Genomic DNA, 16,821 nt, shown 5'->3' with positions numbered 1-16,821 from the left:
GCCAGGACTCAGCCGTCACTTACGTCGCACTCTGCGTCGTCAGTGCCATCGTGGTCGAAAAGCATTTCGATGGTAGTGAACGCGATTTTGACTATCGTCCCCACGCTCCAGCGTGGGAATGCCGTTCGTGACGCTCTGCGTCACACAGCGGTTTGGGGATGTCAGGTAGATTTGCACTGGCCGGCTAAAATTTTTCAAAAAGCGTGAGCCGTTTTTTGATCCTCGCGTGACAGACAGGGAAAGCCTCTCTCAACCTTCCGGTCAAAGGACTCCTGCATGTCAGCCCGCCCTACCCAACTTTCGCCGCTGGTGCGTACATTGCGCCATGTCATTTTCGGCGCCAGCCTCTCGGTCGGCAGCCTGTCGATGGCGCAGGCCGCCGAGGTCGCACCCAAGGTGTATCACATTGCGCCGAGCGAGCTTGAAGCGGCGTTGAACCAGTTCGGTCGTGAGTCTGGCGTGCTGATTTCCTATGGTTCGCAGATCACCAGCGGCCTGAAAAGCCGTGGCCTGGAAGGTCAGTACACGCCCGAGCAGGGCCTGAATGCCTTGCTCGAAGGCACCGGCCTGCAGGCCATGGCCGATGGCAATAACGGCTTTACCCTGCAACCGGCCAATACCGCTGGCGCGCCGATCGAACTGGGTGTCTCTACGGTGGTCGGTGACTGGCTGGGCGCTGCGCAGCAAACCAACGTTTTCGAGCATCCGGGCGCGCGTGACGTGATTCGTCGTGAGGAATTCGAGCGGGTCGGTGCGACATCGGCGCGTGAAGTGCTCAATCGCATTCCGGGCGTCAATGCGCCGGACAACAACGGCACCGGCAGCCATGACATGGCGCTGAACTTCGGCATTCGCGGCCTCAATCCACGCCTGGCGTCGCGCTCTACCGTGCTGATGGACGGTATCCCGGTGCCGTTCGCGCCCTATGGCCAGCCGCAACTGTCGTTTGCGCCGATCAGCATGGGCAACATGGACGCAGTCGATGTGGTGCGTGGCGGTGGCGCAGTGCGTTACGGTCCGCAGAACGTGGGTGGCATCGTCAACTTCGTGACCCGCGCGATCCCCGACGCCCCCACTCTCAAGGGCGGCATCCAGACCGAGACCAGCCCGTCGTCCAGCCACGACGGCTTCAAGACCACCGGCAACCTGCTGGCAGGCGGTACCGCGGACAACGGCCTGGGCGGCGCGATTCTGTATTCCGGCGTGCGCGGCGGCGACTGGCGCGAGCACAGCGACACCGAAATCGACGACCTGATTCTCAAGGGCAAATACCAGATCGACGACGCCAACAGCCTCAACGCCATGGCGCAGTACTACGATGGCGAAGCACAGATGCCTGGAGGCCTCAGCGTCGCGGACTACGATGCCGACCCGTACCAGTCGACACGCCTGAAGGACAAGTTCTGGGGCCGTCGCACCCTGTTCAATTTCGGCTATCGCTATGAGCAGGACGCGCGCGTCTTCACCGCCAACACGTTCTTCACCAAGACCTTGCGCAGCGGCTATCTGGATCAGGGCAGCTTCGTTTCCCTGTCGCCCCGCGAATACTGGGTGCGCGGCCTGGAAACACGCTTCTCGCAAGGCTTTGCGCTGGGCGAGACCTGGCATGAAGTCGGCGTTGGCTACCGCTACGTCAACGAGGCCGGTCATGAGTTGCGCTATCGCGAACCGGTGACGGGCGAGCTGCCAACCACCGCCAGTCGCAACGACCGCGACACACGCGGCGCGACCGAAGCGCATGCGTTCTACATCGACGACCGCATCGATATCGGCAAGTGGACCATCACGCCGGGCATTCGCTACGAGATGATCGACACCGCGCAGAACAACAACCTGACCAACGCCCGCTACCAGGGCGACTACAGCACCGCACTGCCCGCGTTGAACGTGCTTTACCACCTGACCGACACCTGGAACCTGTACGCCAACACCGAAGGCTCGTTCGGCAGTGTGCAGTACAGCCAGATGCCCAACCGCGTCACCGGCGATGAAGTCAAACCGGAAAAAGCCCGCACCTGGGAACTGGGCACACGCTACGACAACGGCAACCTGCGGGCCGAGATCGGCGCGTTCCTGATCAATTTCGACAACCAGTACGACAGCAACCAGACCAATGACACGGTTATCGCACGCGGCGAGACGCGTCATCAGGGCATCGAGACCAGCGTCAACTATGCGCTGGAGGGCCTGAGCCCGGTGCTGGCCGGCTACGATGTCTACGCGACCTACGCCTTCGTCGACGCCACGATTCGCGAAGACGGCCCGAACAAGGGCAATCGCGTGCCGTTCTCGTCAAAGCACAAGGGAACCATGGGCGTCAGCTACACCGAAGGGCCGTGGAAGCTTAATTTCGACAGCTCCTTCCAGAGCGACCAGTTTGCCGACAACGCTAATACCTCGGCTGAAAGCGCCGACGGCAGCACCGGCAAGATCCCTGGGTACATGCTGTTCAGCACCCGCGCCAACTACGACTTCGGCCCGCAATTGTCTGACCTCAACGTTGCGGTCGGGATGAAGAACATCTTCAACCGCCAGTACTACACCCGCTCGTTCGACGACAACAACCGCGGCAAATACGTCGGCGAACCACGCACGGTGTACGTACAGACATCGGTCGCGTTCTAGTTTCGGACGCCAGAGCGCGAGAGCAGTGTTCTCCCGGACACCTCTCGTTCCTCACGCTCCGCGTGGGAATGCCGTTCTGGACGCTCTGCGTCCGCTCCTGATTCGTAACCTCGCGCCAAGGCAGCCCTTTTTTGCTGCGAAATATTTCTTACACATTGGGGTTGAATTGTCAGGCGATTGCCGCCAACACTGTGAATGAGCGCAAACGAAAACGATTCCGACAGGAATCATGCAGTCCAGCCTCGCACGAGCAAGCCCTAATAAGGATTAACTATGCAAATCCAGGTCAATAGCGATAATCACATCGAAAGCAGTATCCGACTGGAGGAGTGGGTTCGTACCACCGTTGAAAGCACGCTCGAACACTACGATGAAAACCTGACCCGCGTGGAAGTCCACATCCGCGATGAAAACGGCGACAAGCCTGGCCCACACGACATCAAGTGCCAGATGGAAGCTCGCCCCAAAGGACACCAACCCATTTCTGTTTCCCACAAGGCCGATACGGTAGATCAGGCTGTGGATGGCGCTGCTGTAAAACTCGATCACGCCCTCGAGCATCTGTTTGGCAAACTGCGCGGCAAACGAGGCGCCGCACCGACCATCGCCGAACAGGATGAAGATCCGGTAAGCCCGGACGCGCTGCTCGAAGAAGAATTTCTGGAAAAAGAGCAGGAGAAAGAAGCCGCTCGTCTGACCTGATGTTCCACTGACACGTTTTGCAAAAAAAGGGCGAACCGGCAACGGCTCGCCCTTTTTGTTCGCCATAGGCCGGCAAGCGCAGTGCACACCGACAGCGTGGCCGACACACGTCTGTATGCCCCAATCGGTGCGCACCACAAAAGGTCGCTGCACAGCTTTGGCCACCCTGATCCACCGCTCGCCTTGCAGCCGTTTCGATCGCCGGTTGCCGTCCATCGAATTTAACACGCCGCACCAGGCGCCCGTCGAGCGGCACCGCAAAGCCATCGGCGAGCAAAAAAAGCACGCCGCTCACCTCTGTGAGTGTGCTGGTCAGCCATGCATGCCCACAAGCGCTCAATATGCATCTCGCCGTTCCGCAGCACCGCGCTCAACACCGGAACCTGAACAGCACGCGAGGACGGTTTCGACCCCGTCGTTACGAATCTCTGGCGTCAAGAATCGGTTGTCCGAGTGTCAGACAATCACTCGAAAAAACCCTGCAAAACGTCATTCGCGAGACAACCAGATCATGTCCGTGACGCACCCCCGGCACGTTTTGGAGAGCGCTTTTTTCAACCGGACTGACTGGCTTGTCTTGCCGCAAAGCAAGCCAGAAAGCGGCTGCGCAGCACTCCCGCTCGGCAGCTTTTAGCGTATCGCCCCGGCAATATGGCCCGAACCATGCAAAGCCCTGTACTACGCACCACGAGGCAGGCCATCAGGACGGCCACTTCCTGGCGCGGACTCATGTCGAGAGTGCGTTAAAGCGTCTTAAACGAACCTGTCATCAACGCGAAAGACGACAGCAAAACGGTCAGCAGCAGGCGCAGGAGTAACGCAACCGCTGATCAGTCGTCGAGAACCAAAAGGACTACGACCCGGTCAACTTATGCAGACCATTGAGCAGGTGAATGATATGGACAATCCTTTTCAAATGATCACGGACACGTTTCACCCCGACTACCGGGTGAATCTGAGCATTCAAGGGCTGGACGGCAGCATCATGCTGACCTTGTCCAACGAACGCGGCGTCGTTGCCAAGCGCCTGATCAGCGCCGCGCAACGCAATGACCCACAACGCCTGCGCAAGCTAATCGAAAGCGTGCAATTTGGCATCGCCATCGAACGTGGCGACAGCGCTATCAAGATCCTCGCGGCGTTGACCGACGGCGCGACCCTGAAAAAGACACCTGCCCCGGCCAATGGTCCATGGCCGCAGAGTCAGGCAACGGTGAATGCCGGAGCTTGATGGACACCTGCCCTTCCCCTCTGTGCAGCGCCGTTAATGGCGCTGCACAGAGCCAGAATATGTTGATGCCACGCCATCGTCTCCAGACGGCTTGAATGACCTCCTCCCCCCGTAAAACCGGCCTTTAGCTATCATTCCCCCCTCCCTCCTCTTCAGCAAAAGTACAGATACATCCTGCTACAACAATCCTTGCGCAGAAACATTCGAGCGACTGGGCACTGAGTTCAGCGCCACTGCACCTGCGGGTTATTCCGAGGAGGCAACATGTATTTACGTTATGGGTTATTGATCGCATCACTTGCGATCGCGTCAGGCTGTGTCGAGGAGCGTGTGGTCCATGAACGACCGCACGTCCATCATGAATACGTCGAAGAAGTGATCGCGCCGCAACCGCCACCCGAACGCGTCGTCGAGGTGGAACCGGCCCCTCGCCCCGGCTATATATGGGCACGCGGTTACTGGCACTGGAACGGCCAGCGTTTCGTGCCGGTGCATGGCCACTGGGAAGCCGAGCGACCCGGCTATCACTATGTGCATCCGCACTGGGAAAGCGCTGGTGATGGCTGGCACTGGCGTGCCGGGGTCTGGCTGAACTGATTGCCTTCTTCTATAAGCAGCGTGCTGGCGGCATCTTGCACAGATGCCGCCATTGCCTCGATCAGATTTCGCCCTTCTCTTCCGTCACCGCGCCTTTGACGGTGCTGGACGAGTCGGGAATCTTCGCTGAAGGGTATTTGTAAGACGCATAGCGCACCACCAGAATCGCAAACGCCAGCAACAGAATGCCGCCACACAGGTAGATGATGCCGATGTCCGGCGGGTTGTGGTGGGACACGTCGGAAATCAGCAGCCGCGTCAGTGCAGTGATCGCCACATAGATGAGGAAGCGCACGGGCATGTGGTTGGTCTTGAAATAAATCCCGGTCATCGCCCCCAGCTCGAGATAGATGAACAGCAGCAGGATGTCATCGACCGTGACGTTGCCTTTCTCGACCATCCCCAGGAATGCAACCACTGACGCCCATGCAGTGATCGCGCCGATCGCGAACAGGGCGAGAAAGTGGAAGCTCTCCACACACAGGTTGCCCAGCGACTCGGCCTGCGCATGCACGCGGTGTCTTATCTTTACTGCCCATTTGTTTCCCATGAAGCGCTACCTCTGAACCTTCGTTTATGCCGACCGGATGATGCCGGGTACGCGTGACACTGTTGTGGCCTGCTTTTTAAAGCAGGAACAGGGCCATAGGCTATGGTTGAGAGCGCGGCGGGTTGTCGCAAGGCACATTTGCAACGCAAAAAAGATGCGTAAACGCCACTATTCAGGCAGGGCTTGATTGGCACATGGCTTTTACTGTATAAAAACACAGTAATCGAGAAATCGCTTTCGCTGTTGCGTCGCAGGCCAGTTTCCCTAAAGGCCTTCACGCAGTGCCCCGCTACACCTGACCGGCGCGCTGGTCATGCACGATCAATGCTTTGCATACCCGCTGGTCAGAGCACAAAGCGCTGAACGTCCGGGTCTAGCCCTTTCAACACTGGATAAGACGACGAGGCCAAAATGGCTGTTGAAACCCTTTACCGCAGTACCCGCGATCTGGAGACTACTTTCGTGGACCGTAAACTCGCCGATGCGCACGACCAAATGCTCGAGCTGGCCGAGCTTCTCACCGACGTCCTGATCAAGAACGTGCCGGGGATCTCGGAGAAGCATGCAGAGGACGCGAGCATTTACATGGCCAAGAATCGCGCCGTGTTCGCAGCGGCGTTCAAGAACAACGCGAGCGCACTCAGCGAGCTGTCGGAGCCGGCCGAGGCGAAAGACTGATTCCGTTGTGGGCTGCGACTCCCCTCGTTGCGAGGGGGTCGCCAATCATTCTCATTTAATGGCTGGGCAATCACCCGTATTGCTGCTACAACTCAATACTGTATATACCGCACAACTTGAACAGTATCTAAGCCAACTCCTAACCTCCCGCTTGCCCGTCAGCGTGTCAAACTCGATACCTAATCAAAGTTCCCGACCGTCATTATATCAGCGTCATTTTTGTGAACCCCTTCTCTCTTCCTGTCATTAAACAGGCGTCAGGATTCTGCTGTAGTGACGCACGCCCCAGCGCGGCTGCCTTTGTTGGAACTTTTTGCCATCATCCATAACTACCGCTGGAAATCCGGCATTCAAAACAGCTGGAAAAGTGTTGCAAAAACCCCTTGAAAGCCCCGTATTCATTGGCCAAAACGCTATTTATAAAAAAATTTAACCCTGTACTGACCGTGGTGAAATTCCAAAGTTCCTGGCCATTGTTACTTTGAAAAATACTTAATAAACGTTTTGCTTTATTACCTTGTTCTGTTAATAATCCCGACAACTCCGGGTAACAAGGCATATTGCTACATTCACACTGAAGTGAACATCGAGCCACAAACTCCGATCTTTCCGCCCGAGAAACTCATCAACTCGCAAGCTGACCACGCTGTTCTCAGTCTGGTTTTTGCTGCCGTGCGACGCGCTCAGGGCGCGGGAGGAAATAATGGCTGGTCTGCACCCCAGAATGAAGGTCCTTTCCATTTTCGGTACTCGTCCGGAGGCCATCAAAATGGCTCCTCTGGTCAGAGCACTGGCTGCAGAGCCGGGTATCGACTCAAGAATCTGCATTACCGGGCAGCATCAAAGCATGCTGCAACAGGTGCTGGACATGTTCGAGCTCAAAGCCGACTACAGCCTTGATGTGATGCGCCCGGATCAGACGCTGAACTCGCTGACCGCTGCGCTTTACGCGGCGATCGACCCGATTCTGGACGAGATGAAACCGGACAGGGTGCTGGTTCACGGCGACACCACATCAGCAATGGTGGCGGCCATGTCGGCCTTTCATCGCCGGATCCCCATCGGCCACGTCGAAGCAGGTCTGCGCACCGGTGACATCCGTCAGCCATGGCCTGAAGAGATGAACCGTCGTTGCATCGATCTGATTTCCGATCACCTGTTCGCCCCCACCGCCGAGTCGCGCCGCAACGTGCTGGGCGAGCGCCTGCAGGGTATCTCGTTCGTGACCGGCAACACCGTGATCGACGCCCTGCACCTGACGGCACAGCGAATCGACAGCAATCGCCAGCTGCGCCATGCACTTGATCGCCAGTTTTCGTTCCTGGTGCCCGAGCGCCGGGTGTTGGTGGTCACCGGTCATCGTCGCGAGAACTTCGGCGACGGCTTCCTGAACATCTGCAAGGCGCTGGGCGAACTGGCCAGACGCGACGACATACAGATCGTTTACCCGGTGCACCTGAATCCCAATGTACTTGGGCCGGTGACCGAGCACCTGGGCGATCTGCCCAACGTGCACCTGATCAAGCCGCTGGACTACCTGTCGTTCGTGCGCCTGATGCAACGCGCTCACGTCATCCTCACCGATTCCGGTGGCGTGCAGGAAGAAGCGCCGTCGCTGGGCAAACCGGTATTGGTCATGCGCGATGTCACCGAGCGCCCGGAAGCGGTCGCGGCGGGCACTGTGCGCCTGGTGGGCACCGAGACGGACGCCATCATTCGCGGTGTGAACGCCCTGTTTGACGATGATGCGCTGTGGCAGAACGCCTCCCGTGCAGCCAACCCCTATGGCGACGGCAAAGCCAGTTCACGGATCGTCGATGCCCTGATGGGCCGTCCGGTGGATGAGTTTGTCGCCGAGCTGCCGCGTCAGCGCCAGGACCCGGTGGACAGACACCTGGATACACGAATCAAGCCCCAGCATGAACATGCAGAGTTGCGCTCGATGGCCAGTTAGCCAAAAGGACGCGCAGGTAGCGCAAACGAACCCCAAAAAAATCCGCAGGAAGCAGTCCGCAAACGATACGGGCACCCGGTTCAGACCGAGTGCCCGAAAAACGTTGTAGCAGACCGGCAGCCTGTATCAAGACCCAATGGCCTTGAGCCTTTACCGAGATCTGCACGATGAAATCTTCCGTTGCCGTAAACATGGGCGCGTTTGGCGTACTTGCCTGCGGGATGAGCCTGCTGGCGCTGATGCCTGCATTCGCCCTGGCTGCCGAAAGCCCGCTGACCCAGGCGATCAACCGAATCACTGCCGACAATCGCCAGGAGCGCGTGATCGAGTTGAGGGAGCTGGGTATCGATCGCCCGATCATCCTCAATGCCTCCGATGCCCGCCGCGAGCTGTATCTGCCGGTGCCTGCCAATGTGCCGTTGACCGAGGCCACGCTGAATTTCGATGCCAGTTACCTGAACGGCGAGGCCGGCCGCAACACGCTGCTGCTGTCGCTGGACGGTTATCCGGTACGTGCGCTGGGCCTCAATGAAGAACAGGGCAACGCCAGTGCAACGCTGGGCGTCGACAAGGCAGCGCGGGAAAGCGGTTCGGTGCGGCTGGGGATTGCCTGGTCGTCGGTGATCTCGAAAGCGCTCTGCGAGGATGAACGCGCGATCGGCAACGTGTTGCGCATCGATCCGCACACACGCCTCACTTACAGCTATGACGCCAGCCAGTTGCAGGACGTCGGCGCGGTATGGAACGCACTGCCCGGCAAACCCGGCCTGCTGGTCGCACCCGGCACATTGTCGAACGCCAGCTACGATGCCGCCTGGCGTCTGGGCGTAGCGCTGGAGCGCATCGGCAAGCAGGCACGCATCCTGCCGTTCCCTGCGGTGCAGGACAGCGTAGACCTGAGCGGCCTGACTATTCCGGCGGAACTCAAGCAGATTCCGGCGTTTGCAGGGCTCGAAGGCAAGGGCCAGTACACCCTGCGCGACCCGGCGGAAATCGGTGCATTGCTGATGCTCGGCCAGACACCTGCGTTGCAGGCCGACCTGGCGATCAGCGATCCGCAGTTGCTCAAGGCTATCGACGGCGCCATGGACGCTCTCCAGGCGCAGGTGCAGGGTCTGGATGCTTCGGCGGCCAGTGCACTGGCCCAGTGGCGCGAGCGTCACATCAAGAAGCCGCTTGCCAACAGCGCCGGGGATGACGTGAGTCTGGCCCTGCTGGGCAATCGCGCGCTGCTGATGATCAAGCCGGAGTCGGCCAACAAAGCCATCGGCCTGTTCAGCTCGGCGTGGAATAAACTGGCGCGCAATCGCCAGCTGACCATTGGCGAAGAAGCCGCCATGCCTCTGAGCGAAGACGGTCGTGTCGCACTGACCCGTCTGGGCGGCAAGCCCGGCACGGTGGACGTGCTGGCAAAAACCGACTGGAGCGCCTCGTTCCCGCTGGGCAGCGTTGCCTATGACGGTCGCGTACCGGTGACTGCGATGATCGATATCGCTGCCGCCCCCGGTGCATCGGGTACCCCGCCGGTTGCCACGTTGTTCCTCAACGATTACCTGATCGGTGCGATGCAACTGACTCCCGATGGCAAGAAAGAGCGCATCGAAGCCCGCATTCCGCAATACGCACTGGCGGCGCAGAACGTCCTGCGCGTGTCCTTCCAGCGTCAGCCGGTCAGCAACCAGTGCCTGGAAACGCCGCAGGCGTTCCCGATCTCGGTACTGCCGACCAGCCACATCGTGCTGGACAAGGTCACGCCTGACGAAAACTTCTCGGGCATGGCGGCACGCTTCGCCACCGACACGCAGATCATGGTGCCCAAGGGCTACCTCGAGCGCCCGGCCAGCAGCCTGCCGCAAGTCATCCGCATCGCCAGCGCCTCCGGCGTCTCGCCGCTGCGCGCACAGCTCAGCGTCAGCGATGACGCCAGCGTAGCCGTGACACCTGCCAAGGCGTTCCTGGCCTTCGAACTGCCCGTCAAGGACGGCGCCGAGTCGGTCAAGGCCAGCAGCGACGGGCATCTGCTGATCAACCATAAAGAGCAGACGCTGCTCGACCTCAAGTCGCTCAACCACCTGGCTTCGTTGCAAGTGATCGAAGCCGGCGGCCAGCACGGCATGGTCTATCGCTCGCTGGGCGGTCAGGCTCCTGTGTTCGAACGTCCGCTACTGCTGGAACGTGGCAACGCCGCGCTGCTGGCTGACAGCGGCCCGATCGCCACCTTCGACGCCAAGGACCCGACCGGCAGCCAGATGATCGAGGAGGAGGAAAGCACCGGCATCGAGGCCTGGCGCAAACCATCGCTGCTGTGGCTGATCCCGGCCGGCATCGTACTTTTTCTCATTCTGTTGCTGGCTGGCCGTAGCGCCCGTCGCAATCGCTCGTAACAGGCCGCCGCAATGACGTCGCTCTATTGGCCTTACTGGCTGGCCCATTACTACAGCGTGCTGGAAGTCGCGACGATCGTTGTCGGGCTGATCATCCTGGTATCGAGTATCGATGACCTGTTCATCGATATCTGGTACTGGTCGCGCCGGCTGTACCGCAAGTTCACCGCCGATCGTCGCTACCGGCCACTGACTGCCGAGCAGTTGACTGCCCGTGACGAGCAGCCGCTGGCAATCATGGTCCCGGCCTGGCTGGAATACGACGTCATCGCGCCGATGATCGAAAACATGGTGTCGACGCTCGACTATCAGAACTACGTGGTGTTCGTCGGCACTTACATCAACGACCAGCGCACCATCGATGAAGTGGAGCGCATGCGTCGCCGCTACAAGCAGTTGCACCGTGTGGAGGTGCCGCACGCCGGCCCGACCTGCAAGGCCGACTGCCTGAACTGGGTGATCCAGGCGATTTTCCTGTACGAGAAGACCCACGCCGTACAGTTCGCCGGGACTATCCTGCACGACAGCGAAGACGTGCTGCACCCGCTTGAACTGCGCCTGTTCAATTACCTGTTGCCGCGCAAGGACATGATCCAGTTGCCGGTCGTGTCGCTGGAACGCAACTGGTACGAATGGGTAGCCGGCACCTACATGGACGAGTTCGCCGAATGGCACGGCAAGGACCTGGTGGTACGCGAAAGCATGACTGACACCGTGCCTTCGGCCGGTGTCGGCACTTGCTTCTCGCGACGTGCGCTGATGGTGCTGGCGGATGAAAACCAGAACCAGCCGTTCAATACCGAAAGCCTGACCGAGGACTACGACGTCGGCGCGCGACTGGCGAAGTACGGCATGCAGGCGATCTTCGTACGCTTCCCGGTGCAATTTCGGGTGCTGCGCAAATCGTGGTTCCGCAAGCCTTACGAATCGACGCTGGAAATGCCGCTGTGCGTGCGCGAATTCTTCCCGGACACCTTCCGCACTGCCTTTCGCCAGAAAGCGCGCTGGACGCTGGGTATCGGCTTGCAAGGCTGGGAGCAAATGGGCTGGACCGGCTCGCTGGCAAACCGTTACCTGCTGTTTCGCGACCGCAAGGGTGTGGTGACATCGTTTATCAGCATCATTGCCTACCTGATCCTCATCCAGCTGCTGGCACTGATCGTTCTGCGCTCCAGCGGGCTGTGGAATACCAGCTTTCCGACCCCCTTTGAAACCACCGGCCTGATTCAGTATCTGCTGGTGGCCAACGGCATCGCACTGCTGTGGCGGATCCTGCATCGCTGCTACTTCACCACCGTGCTTTACGGCTGGCAGCACGGTTTGCTGTCGATACCGCGCATGGTGGTCGGCAACTTCGTCAACTTCATGGCTGCGGCTCGGGCATGGCGGATGTTTCTGGTGGGCAAGGTGCTCAACCGCAAGCTGGTCTGGGACAAGACCATGCACGACTTCCCGTCTTCCGACCTGATTGCCGTCGCGCCCCGCCGTCTGGGCAGCGTGCTGTTGTCCTGGCAAGCCATCAACGACGAAAAACTGCAGACCGCACTGACTGAACAGCAAACCCGTCAGGTGCCCCTGGGCAGGATTTTGCTTAGCCACGGCTGGCTCGACGATGAAACCCTGGCTGAGGCCATCGCCTTCCAGAATGACCTGCCGCGGGTGTTCGACATCGCCAGCAAGCGTGCCGACAACAGTGTGCTGGCGGATGAGTTCTGCCTGCGCTGGCGTGTCGTGCCGTTGCAAATGAATGCGCTGGGCCGCCAGGAAATCGCAGTGGCCAGCCCGCTGCCGCCTGACGGTCTGCAGCAGATTAGCGAACAGCTGGGTGCCGAGCCGGTGCAGTTGATTGCCCGTGAAAGCGACATCGTCGCGCAGTTGCGTCAGCTTCAGGTGGTCGAGGGTCAGCCGCTTCCAGCCAGAGCGCCACTGCTGGGCGATCTGCTGATCGAGCAAGGCCTGCTGGACCGCGAAGTGTTCCAGAAAGCCATGCTCGGCTACCGCCCGCATGTGCATGGCCGGATCGGCGACTACCTGGTCGACATTGGCGTGCTGCCCAGAGAAACCATCGAACAGGCTGTGGCACGTCAGCACAACCATTACCGATCTGACGATCAAACGGAGCAGCCACTATGAAGCGCCCCTTCATCCTGTCGCTGCTGGTGACCGGCCTGAGTCTTTCTTCGCCGTTCAGCCAGGCAGAAACCCTGCCTTTGCCGTTGACCGGCCCGGCGTATGCCATCGCCAACGAAGCCTACATGGCCTACAACCGCAAGGATTACGACCTGGCCATCGCCAAAGCGAACGAAGCGTTGCGTCAGCGCGGTGACGCTCAGCAGTTGCGTGACCTCATTACGTTGGCCGAACGCGACAAGTACCGCCGCGATCATCCGCAACGCGCTTACAAGACACGTCCGCAACCTGGCTATCTGGAAGGCAATCAGGCGCTGCGCGCCTACGCCAACCGCGACTACGACGGCTCGGCCAGTCATGCGCGCAAGGCCATTGCCCAGGCACCGAAGAACCTCGATTACCGCATGATGCTGATCGAGGCGCTGCAACGTCAGCAGCATCTGGATGAAGCACAGGCAGCGATCAACGATGCCGAGCAGGCACTGGGGCCGCAACAGGTGCTGACGCGTCGTCGGCAGGCGATTCAGGAGCAGGTGGCGGTCAACAAGGCGGCCACCGGCTACAAGGCACTGGCTCGCGGAGATAACGACACCGCGGTCAGCGAGGCGCGGGAGGCTGTCCGCAGTTTCCCAAAGCAGATGGCCTACCGGAAATTACTGGTCAGCGCCCTGATTGCCCAAGGGCAGTATGCCGAAGCGCGCTCTGCGGCCACCGAAGCGCTGGCGCTGAATGGCAACGACGCCACCCTGCTCGTCCAGCGCGGACAAATGCGTCAGCGCCTGGGCGATCAGGACGGTGCGCGTCAGGACTTCGCCCAGGCCATGGCGGTAGGCAACCTGCCACTGCGTGAACAGGCCTCGTTGTATGCCGCCATGGGCCAGCCGAGTGAGGCGCTGCAACGTCTGCAGAAAGCACGCGACGCGGGCCAACTGCGACCCGGCGATGAAGTGCAGATAGCCTATTTCCTCAGCCAGGCGGGCGATGATCAAGGTGCGCTGGATACGTTCAAGCGTGTCGACCGTCAGTCCGGCCTCAAGCCCCGCGAAGTGCAGGATGCCGCCTACAGCGCGATGCGCACGTCGAACGATGCGCAGGCCATCGCCTACTTCAAACGCGTGCTCGATTATCAGCAGACCGGCGATTTGCAGATGCCCGCGCAACAGGTGTTCGACACCCGACGCGCCGTCTCTGATCTGTCCCGTGAATGGGGATTGACCAACACCACGACTTATCGGGGTGCCAGCACCAGCAGCGGCCTGAGCGGCGCACCCGGCGGCAGCAATGACAGCGTGCAGAACAGCACCGAAGTGTTCTGGCGCCCTTTCGGTTACCGCAATGCGCGCTTCGTCGAGCTTTACGGACGCGTCACCGACACGCTGTGGAGCAAGGAAGGCGACTCCGACACAGGCGCGGACGCTTTGCAGGGCGCGCTCGGTATCCGGGTCAAGCCGTTCAGCGCAGTCAACGTGATCGGTGCCTTCGAACGCACCTTTCCGCTAGGCAACTCGAACGCCGACGGCGACTGGCTGGTGCGCCTGGGCTACGGCTCGAGCATCGGCACCGACCTGCGCGTCGATGTACCGAGCTGGTGGACGTCGCAGCTGTACGCTGAAGGCGGGCGCTATCTGCAGGACAAGCGCAACTATTTCAACAGCGAGTGGCAGGTCGGACGCAGCTTCCGTCTGGACAGCATCAGCCCGCGGCTGGTGGTGTTTCCCCATGTGGTCGCCGCAGTGGACTACGATTCGAAGATGCGCAGTGAGGTCGACAGTCTCGGCCGTAGCAGCACATCATCGGGTAATGCTGGCGGGCTTGGTGTCGGTACGGGCGTGCGTTACTGGTTCCGCGAGGATAAGTACAAGGCGCCGCAGTCGTATGTCGACTTCTCCGTGCAGTATCGCGAGAAAGTGTTTGGCGATGACCGCGCAGAAGGCGTTTTCGCACGCATGACGTTCTCGTGGTGACCCGCGCCCGTCACCCATCAGGGAGTAATGTTTGAAGGCTCTGGCCGCACTGCTGCGACAGGCAACATTGATCAAGACCTCGGTGGCCGCCCTGCTGGTGGGGGCGATCGCCTTCGGCACCAGCGAGCTGTATCTGCTGATCCAGCCCAAGGGCCCGGGCGTGGTCGGCATCGTCTGGCAACCGGATAACGCAACCGTAGGCATAAGCGGCAACTGGGACAGGCTCGGCGCACGGCAATTGCTCGTGCAGTGGACGGCGGTCGATGATCAGGCGTTCATACCGGGCACGCCGATGGCCAGTGTGCCCGTGTTGCCGGACTGGACACGCATAGGCAAGGAGCCGTGGGCGCAGGAGGTGATCCTCGGGCTGGCCGGGTACTTCAGCGAAGCCCGCTCACGGGACAATATCGAGCAACTGGCGGTGCTTTCGGCGCAATTGGCCAAGGTGAAAACGCCGCTCAATGTCACCGGCTGGTACTTCCCCGCCGAGGTCGATCCCAGCTGGAGTCGGGCCAAGGAGTTACCCGCACTGTTGGCGAAACTGCCCAGACCGTTATGGATCAGCGTCTACGATGGCGGCAATATCGGGCCCGCCGCCACGGCAGACTGGCTGAAAACCTGGCTGCCGGACGATATCGGCGTGTTCTTTCAGGATGGTGTGGGTGTTTATGCCCGCACCGCCCCGGTTGCCCGAACCTATGCCGATGCCTTGCGCAACAGGCTGGGCAAGAATCGCGTAAGAATCATCGTCGAAGCCTTTCGTCCGCAGGTAGGCGGCGGCTTCCGCCCGGCAACGGCGGCCGAACTGAAACCGCAGATCGCCGCATTCGATGGCTATCCGCTGTATCTGTTCGACGGTCCGCACTATGTGACACCCGACCTGATAGAAGCTCTGAACAAGTAGAAACAAGTGGCGCTGGACGAAATTCGCGCACAGGGCTACAAAGAGTCTTCGTACTGGATTTCGAGCCGCACGGAGTGGTCAATGACGCCACGTCAGCATTGCCTGGCCTGCCTGCAACAGACACCGCCCGCGGTGTTTGAAGCTGCGTTATGGGTGTCGAGCGAACATGACGCGCACCTCGCCTGGCATGAGGTGATGAGCGAAATGGACCAGTTGCAGCGCCAGATAAATTCAGCGCTGCCTGCCCTGCCTGCGCCTGAACTTGCCCAGCCGCTGTTGCGGCATCTCAACGCCCTGGGTTTTCAGCAGGATGACTGGAACCCTCCCAAACCCGACTCGGCCCTTTTGCACAAGATCGTGCGGCAGCGTCGAGGCCAGCCACTGGGGCTGGCAATGATCGCGCTGGAGATCGCACGACGCCTGGATATCGCACTGGAAGGCGTTAACTTCCCGGGTCACTTCCTGCTGCGCGTGCCGGGTGCCGATCACCTGCTCGACCCCTGCAGCGGGCGCAGGCTCTATCCCGCCGATTGCCGCGAGCTGTTGATCCGGCAGTTCGGCCCGACCATGCAGCTGCGCGCCGAACATATGACACGCGCCACCCCGACCAGCATGCTGCAACGGTTGTCGCGCAACCTGCGGCACCTGCACCAGATCAACGATAATGTCCTCGCGGCGCTCAAGGATGCCGACCGCATCGTCGAACTGGGCCAGGCCACCAGCAGCGATCACCTGGCTCGCGCCAGTCTGTATCAGTTTCTTGAATGCCCGCAGGCCGAACGTTTCGATCTGGAGCGCGCGCTGTTGCTCAGTGAAGACCCACTGCAAAGACTCCAGCTTGCCGAGCGCCTGAGCCATTTATCGGTAAACCACCGCGTTCATTGAGCATCCTGCTCATTCGCGGCGAATTGTTACCTGCCGGGTAATGCTGCATATCCTGCGCGGGGATTTTTCAGACGCGTGATGGCGGTTAACCTGCGCGCGTTAAATCGACGTGGATTTGCAAGCTCCCTTGATCCTGCGTTTTGTTTGGCCGCCGTGCAGGTCTCTGCGCAGCGGCCTTTTTTATTGCCTGCAGGTTTAACGCCTTCAGCCTTCATGC

12 protein-coding genes are annotated in these 16,821 nt (G+C 60.2%); 11 read left to right on the top strand and 1 reads right to left on the bottom strand.

Features of this window, described 5'->3' with window-relative positions:
- Positions 1-276: 276 nt before the first annotated feature.
- The 4 genes from fecA to QRN50_RS17430 all read left to right on the top strand — a co-directional run bounded on the left by fecA (position 277) and on the right by QRN50_RS17430 (position 5,155).
- Positions 277-2,625 carry a TonB-dependent Fe(3+) dicitrate receptor FecA gene (fecA, locus tag QRN50_RS17445; RefSeq protein WP_096127120.1) on the top strand — a complete coding sequence of 783 codons (2,349 nt, stop codon included), beginning with the start codon at positions 277-279 and terminating at the stop codon, positions 2,623-2,625.
- Between the two features lie 273 nt (positions 2,626-2,898).
- Positions 2,899-3,327, top strand: a complete 429-nt coding sequence (locus QRN50_RS17440) for an HPF/RaiA family ribosome-associated protein (protein ID WP_003365451.1) — start codon at positions 2,899-2,901, stop codon at positions 3,325-3,327.
- Between the two features lie 898 nt (positions 3,328-4,225).
- Positions 4,226-4,558 carry a DUF3509 domain-containing protein gene (locus QRN50_RS17435; protein ID WP_032619615.1) on the top strand — a complete coding sequence of 111 codons (333 nt, stop codon included), beginning with the start codon at positions 4,226-4,228 and terminating at the stop codon, positions 4,556-4,558.
- A 264-nt stretch (positions 4,559-4,822) separates the two neighbouring features.
- Positions 4,823-5,155, top strand: a complete 333-nt coding sequence (locus tag QRN50_RS17430; protein WP_004406825.1) for a YXWGXW repeat-containing protein — start codon at positions 4,823-4,825, stop codon at positions 5,153-5,155.
- Between the two features lie 61 nt (positions 5,156-5,216).
- Here QRN50_RS17430 and QRN50_RS17425 read toward each other — a convergent pair whose 3' ends face one another.
- On the bottom strand, positions 5,217-5,705 hold the full coding sequence (locus QRN50_RS17425; protein ID WP_003316964.1) for a phosphate-starvation-inducible protein PsiE: 489 nt from the start codon (positions 5,703-5,705) through the stop codon (positions 5,217-5,219).
- A 411-nt stretch (positions 5,706-6,116) separates the two neighbouring features.
- Here QRN50_RS17425 and QRN50_RS17420 point away from each other — a divergent pair, with 411 nt between their 5' ends.
- From QRN50_RS17420 to QRN50_RS17390, 7 genes are all read left to right on the top strand, one after another.
- Positions 6,117-6,383 (top strand): YebG family protein, encoded by a 267-nt coding sequence (locus QRN50_RS17420; protein WP_004406827.1) that lies wholly within the window; start codon positions 6,117-6,119, stop codon positions 6,381-6,383.
- 703 nt (positions 6,384-7,086) lie between these two features.
- Positions 7,087-8,337, top strand: a complete 1,251-nt coding sequence (gene wecB / locus QRN50_RS17415) for a non-hydrolyzing UDP-N-acetylglucosamine 2-epimerase (RefSeq protein ID WP_004406828.1) — start codon at positions 7,087-7,089, stop codon at positions 8,335-8,337.
- Positions 8,338-8,504: 167 nt separating this feature from the next.
- Complete coding sequence (locus QRN50_RS17410; RefSeq protein ID WP_024643042.1) at positions 8,505-10,721, top strand: cellulose biosynthesis cyclic di-GMP-binding regulatory protein BcsB; 2,217 nt, start codon at positions 8,505-8,507, stop codon at positions 10,719-10,721.
- A gap of 12 nt (positions 10,722-10,733) precedes the next feature.
- Positions 10,734-12,854 (top strand): glycosyl transferase family protein, encoded by a 2,121-nt coding sequence (locus QRN50_RS17405; RefSeq protein WP_058399043.1) that lies wholly within the window; start codon positions 10,734-10,736, stop codon positions 12,852-12,854.
- A complete protein-coding gene (locus QRN50_RS17400; RefSeq protein ID WP_057458014.1) occupies positions 12,851-14,815 on the top strand; it encodes a bacteriophage N4 adsorption protein A in 1,965 nt (654 codons plus the stop codon). Before QRN50_RS17405 ends, QRN50_RS17400 begins: the two co-directional genes overlap by 4 nt.
- A gap of 31 nt (positions 14,816-14,846) precedes the next feature.
- Positions 14,847-15,719 carry an alpha-amylase family protein gene (locus QRN50_RS17395; protein ID WP_024643039.1) on the top strand — a complete coding sequence of 291 codons (873 nt, stop codon included), beginning with the start codon at positions 14,847-14,849 and terminating at the stop codon, positions 15,717-15,719.
- A gap of 81 nt (positions 15,720-15,800) precedes the next feature.
- The gene (locus QRN50_RS17390) at positions 15,801-16,604 is read left to right on the top strand and encodes a SirB1 family protein (RefSeq protein ID WP_004406833.1); all 804 of its coding nucleotides are present in this window, start codon (positions 15,801-15,803) and stop codon (positions 16,602-16,604) included.
- Positions 16,605-16,821: the final 217 nt, after the last annotated feature.

Origin of the sequence: Pseudomonas sp. MEJ108 (assembly GCF_030208985.1) — a bacterium.
Lineage (GTDB): Bacteria > Pseudomonadota > Gammaproteobacteria > Pseudomonadales > Pseudomonadaceae > Aquipseudomonas > Aquipseudomonas fragariae.
This window is presented reverse-complemented; position numbering and strand designations above follow the sequence as displayed.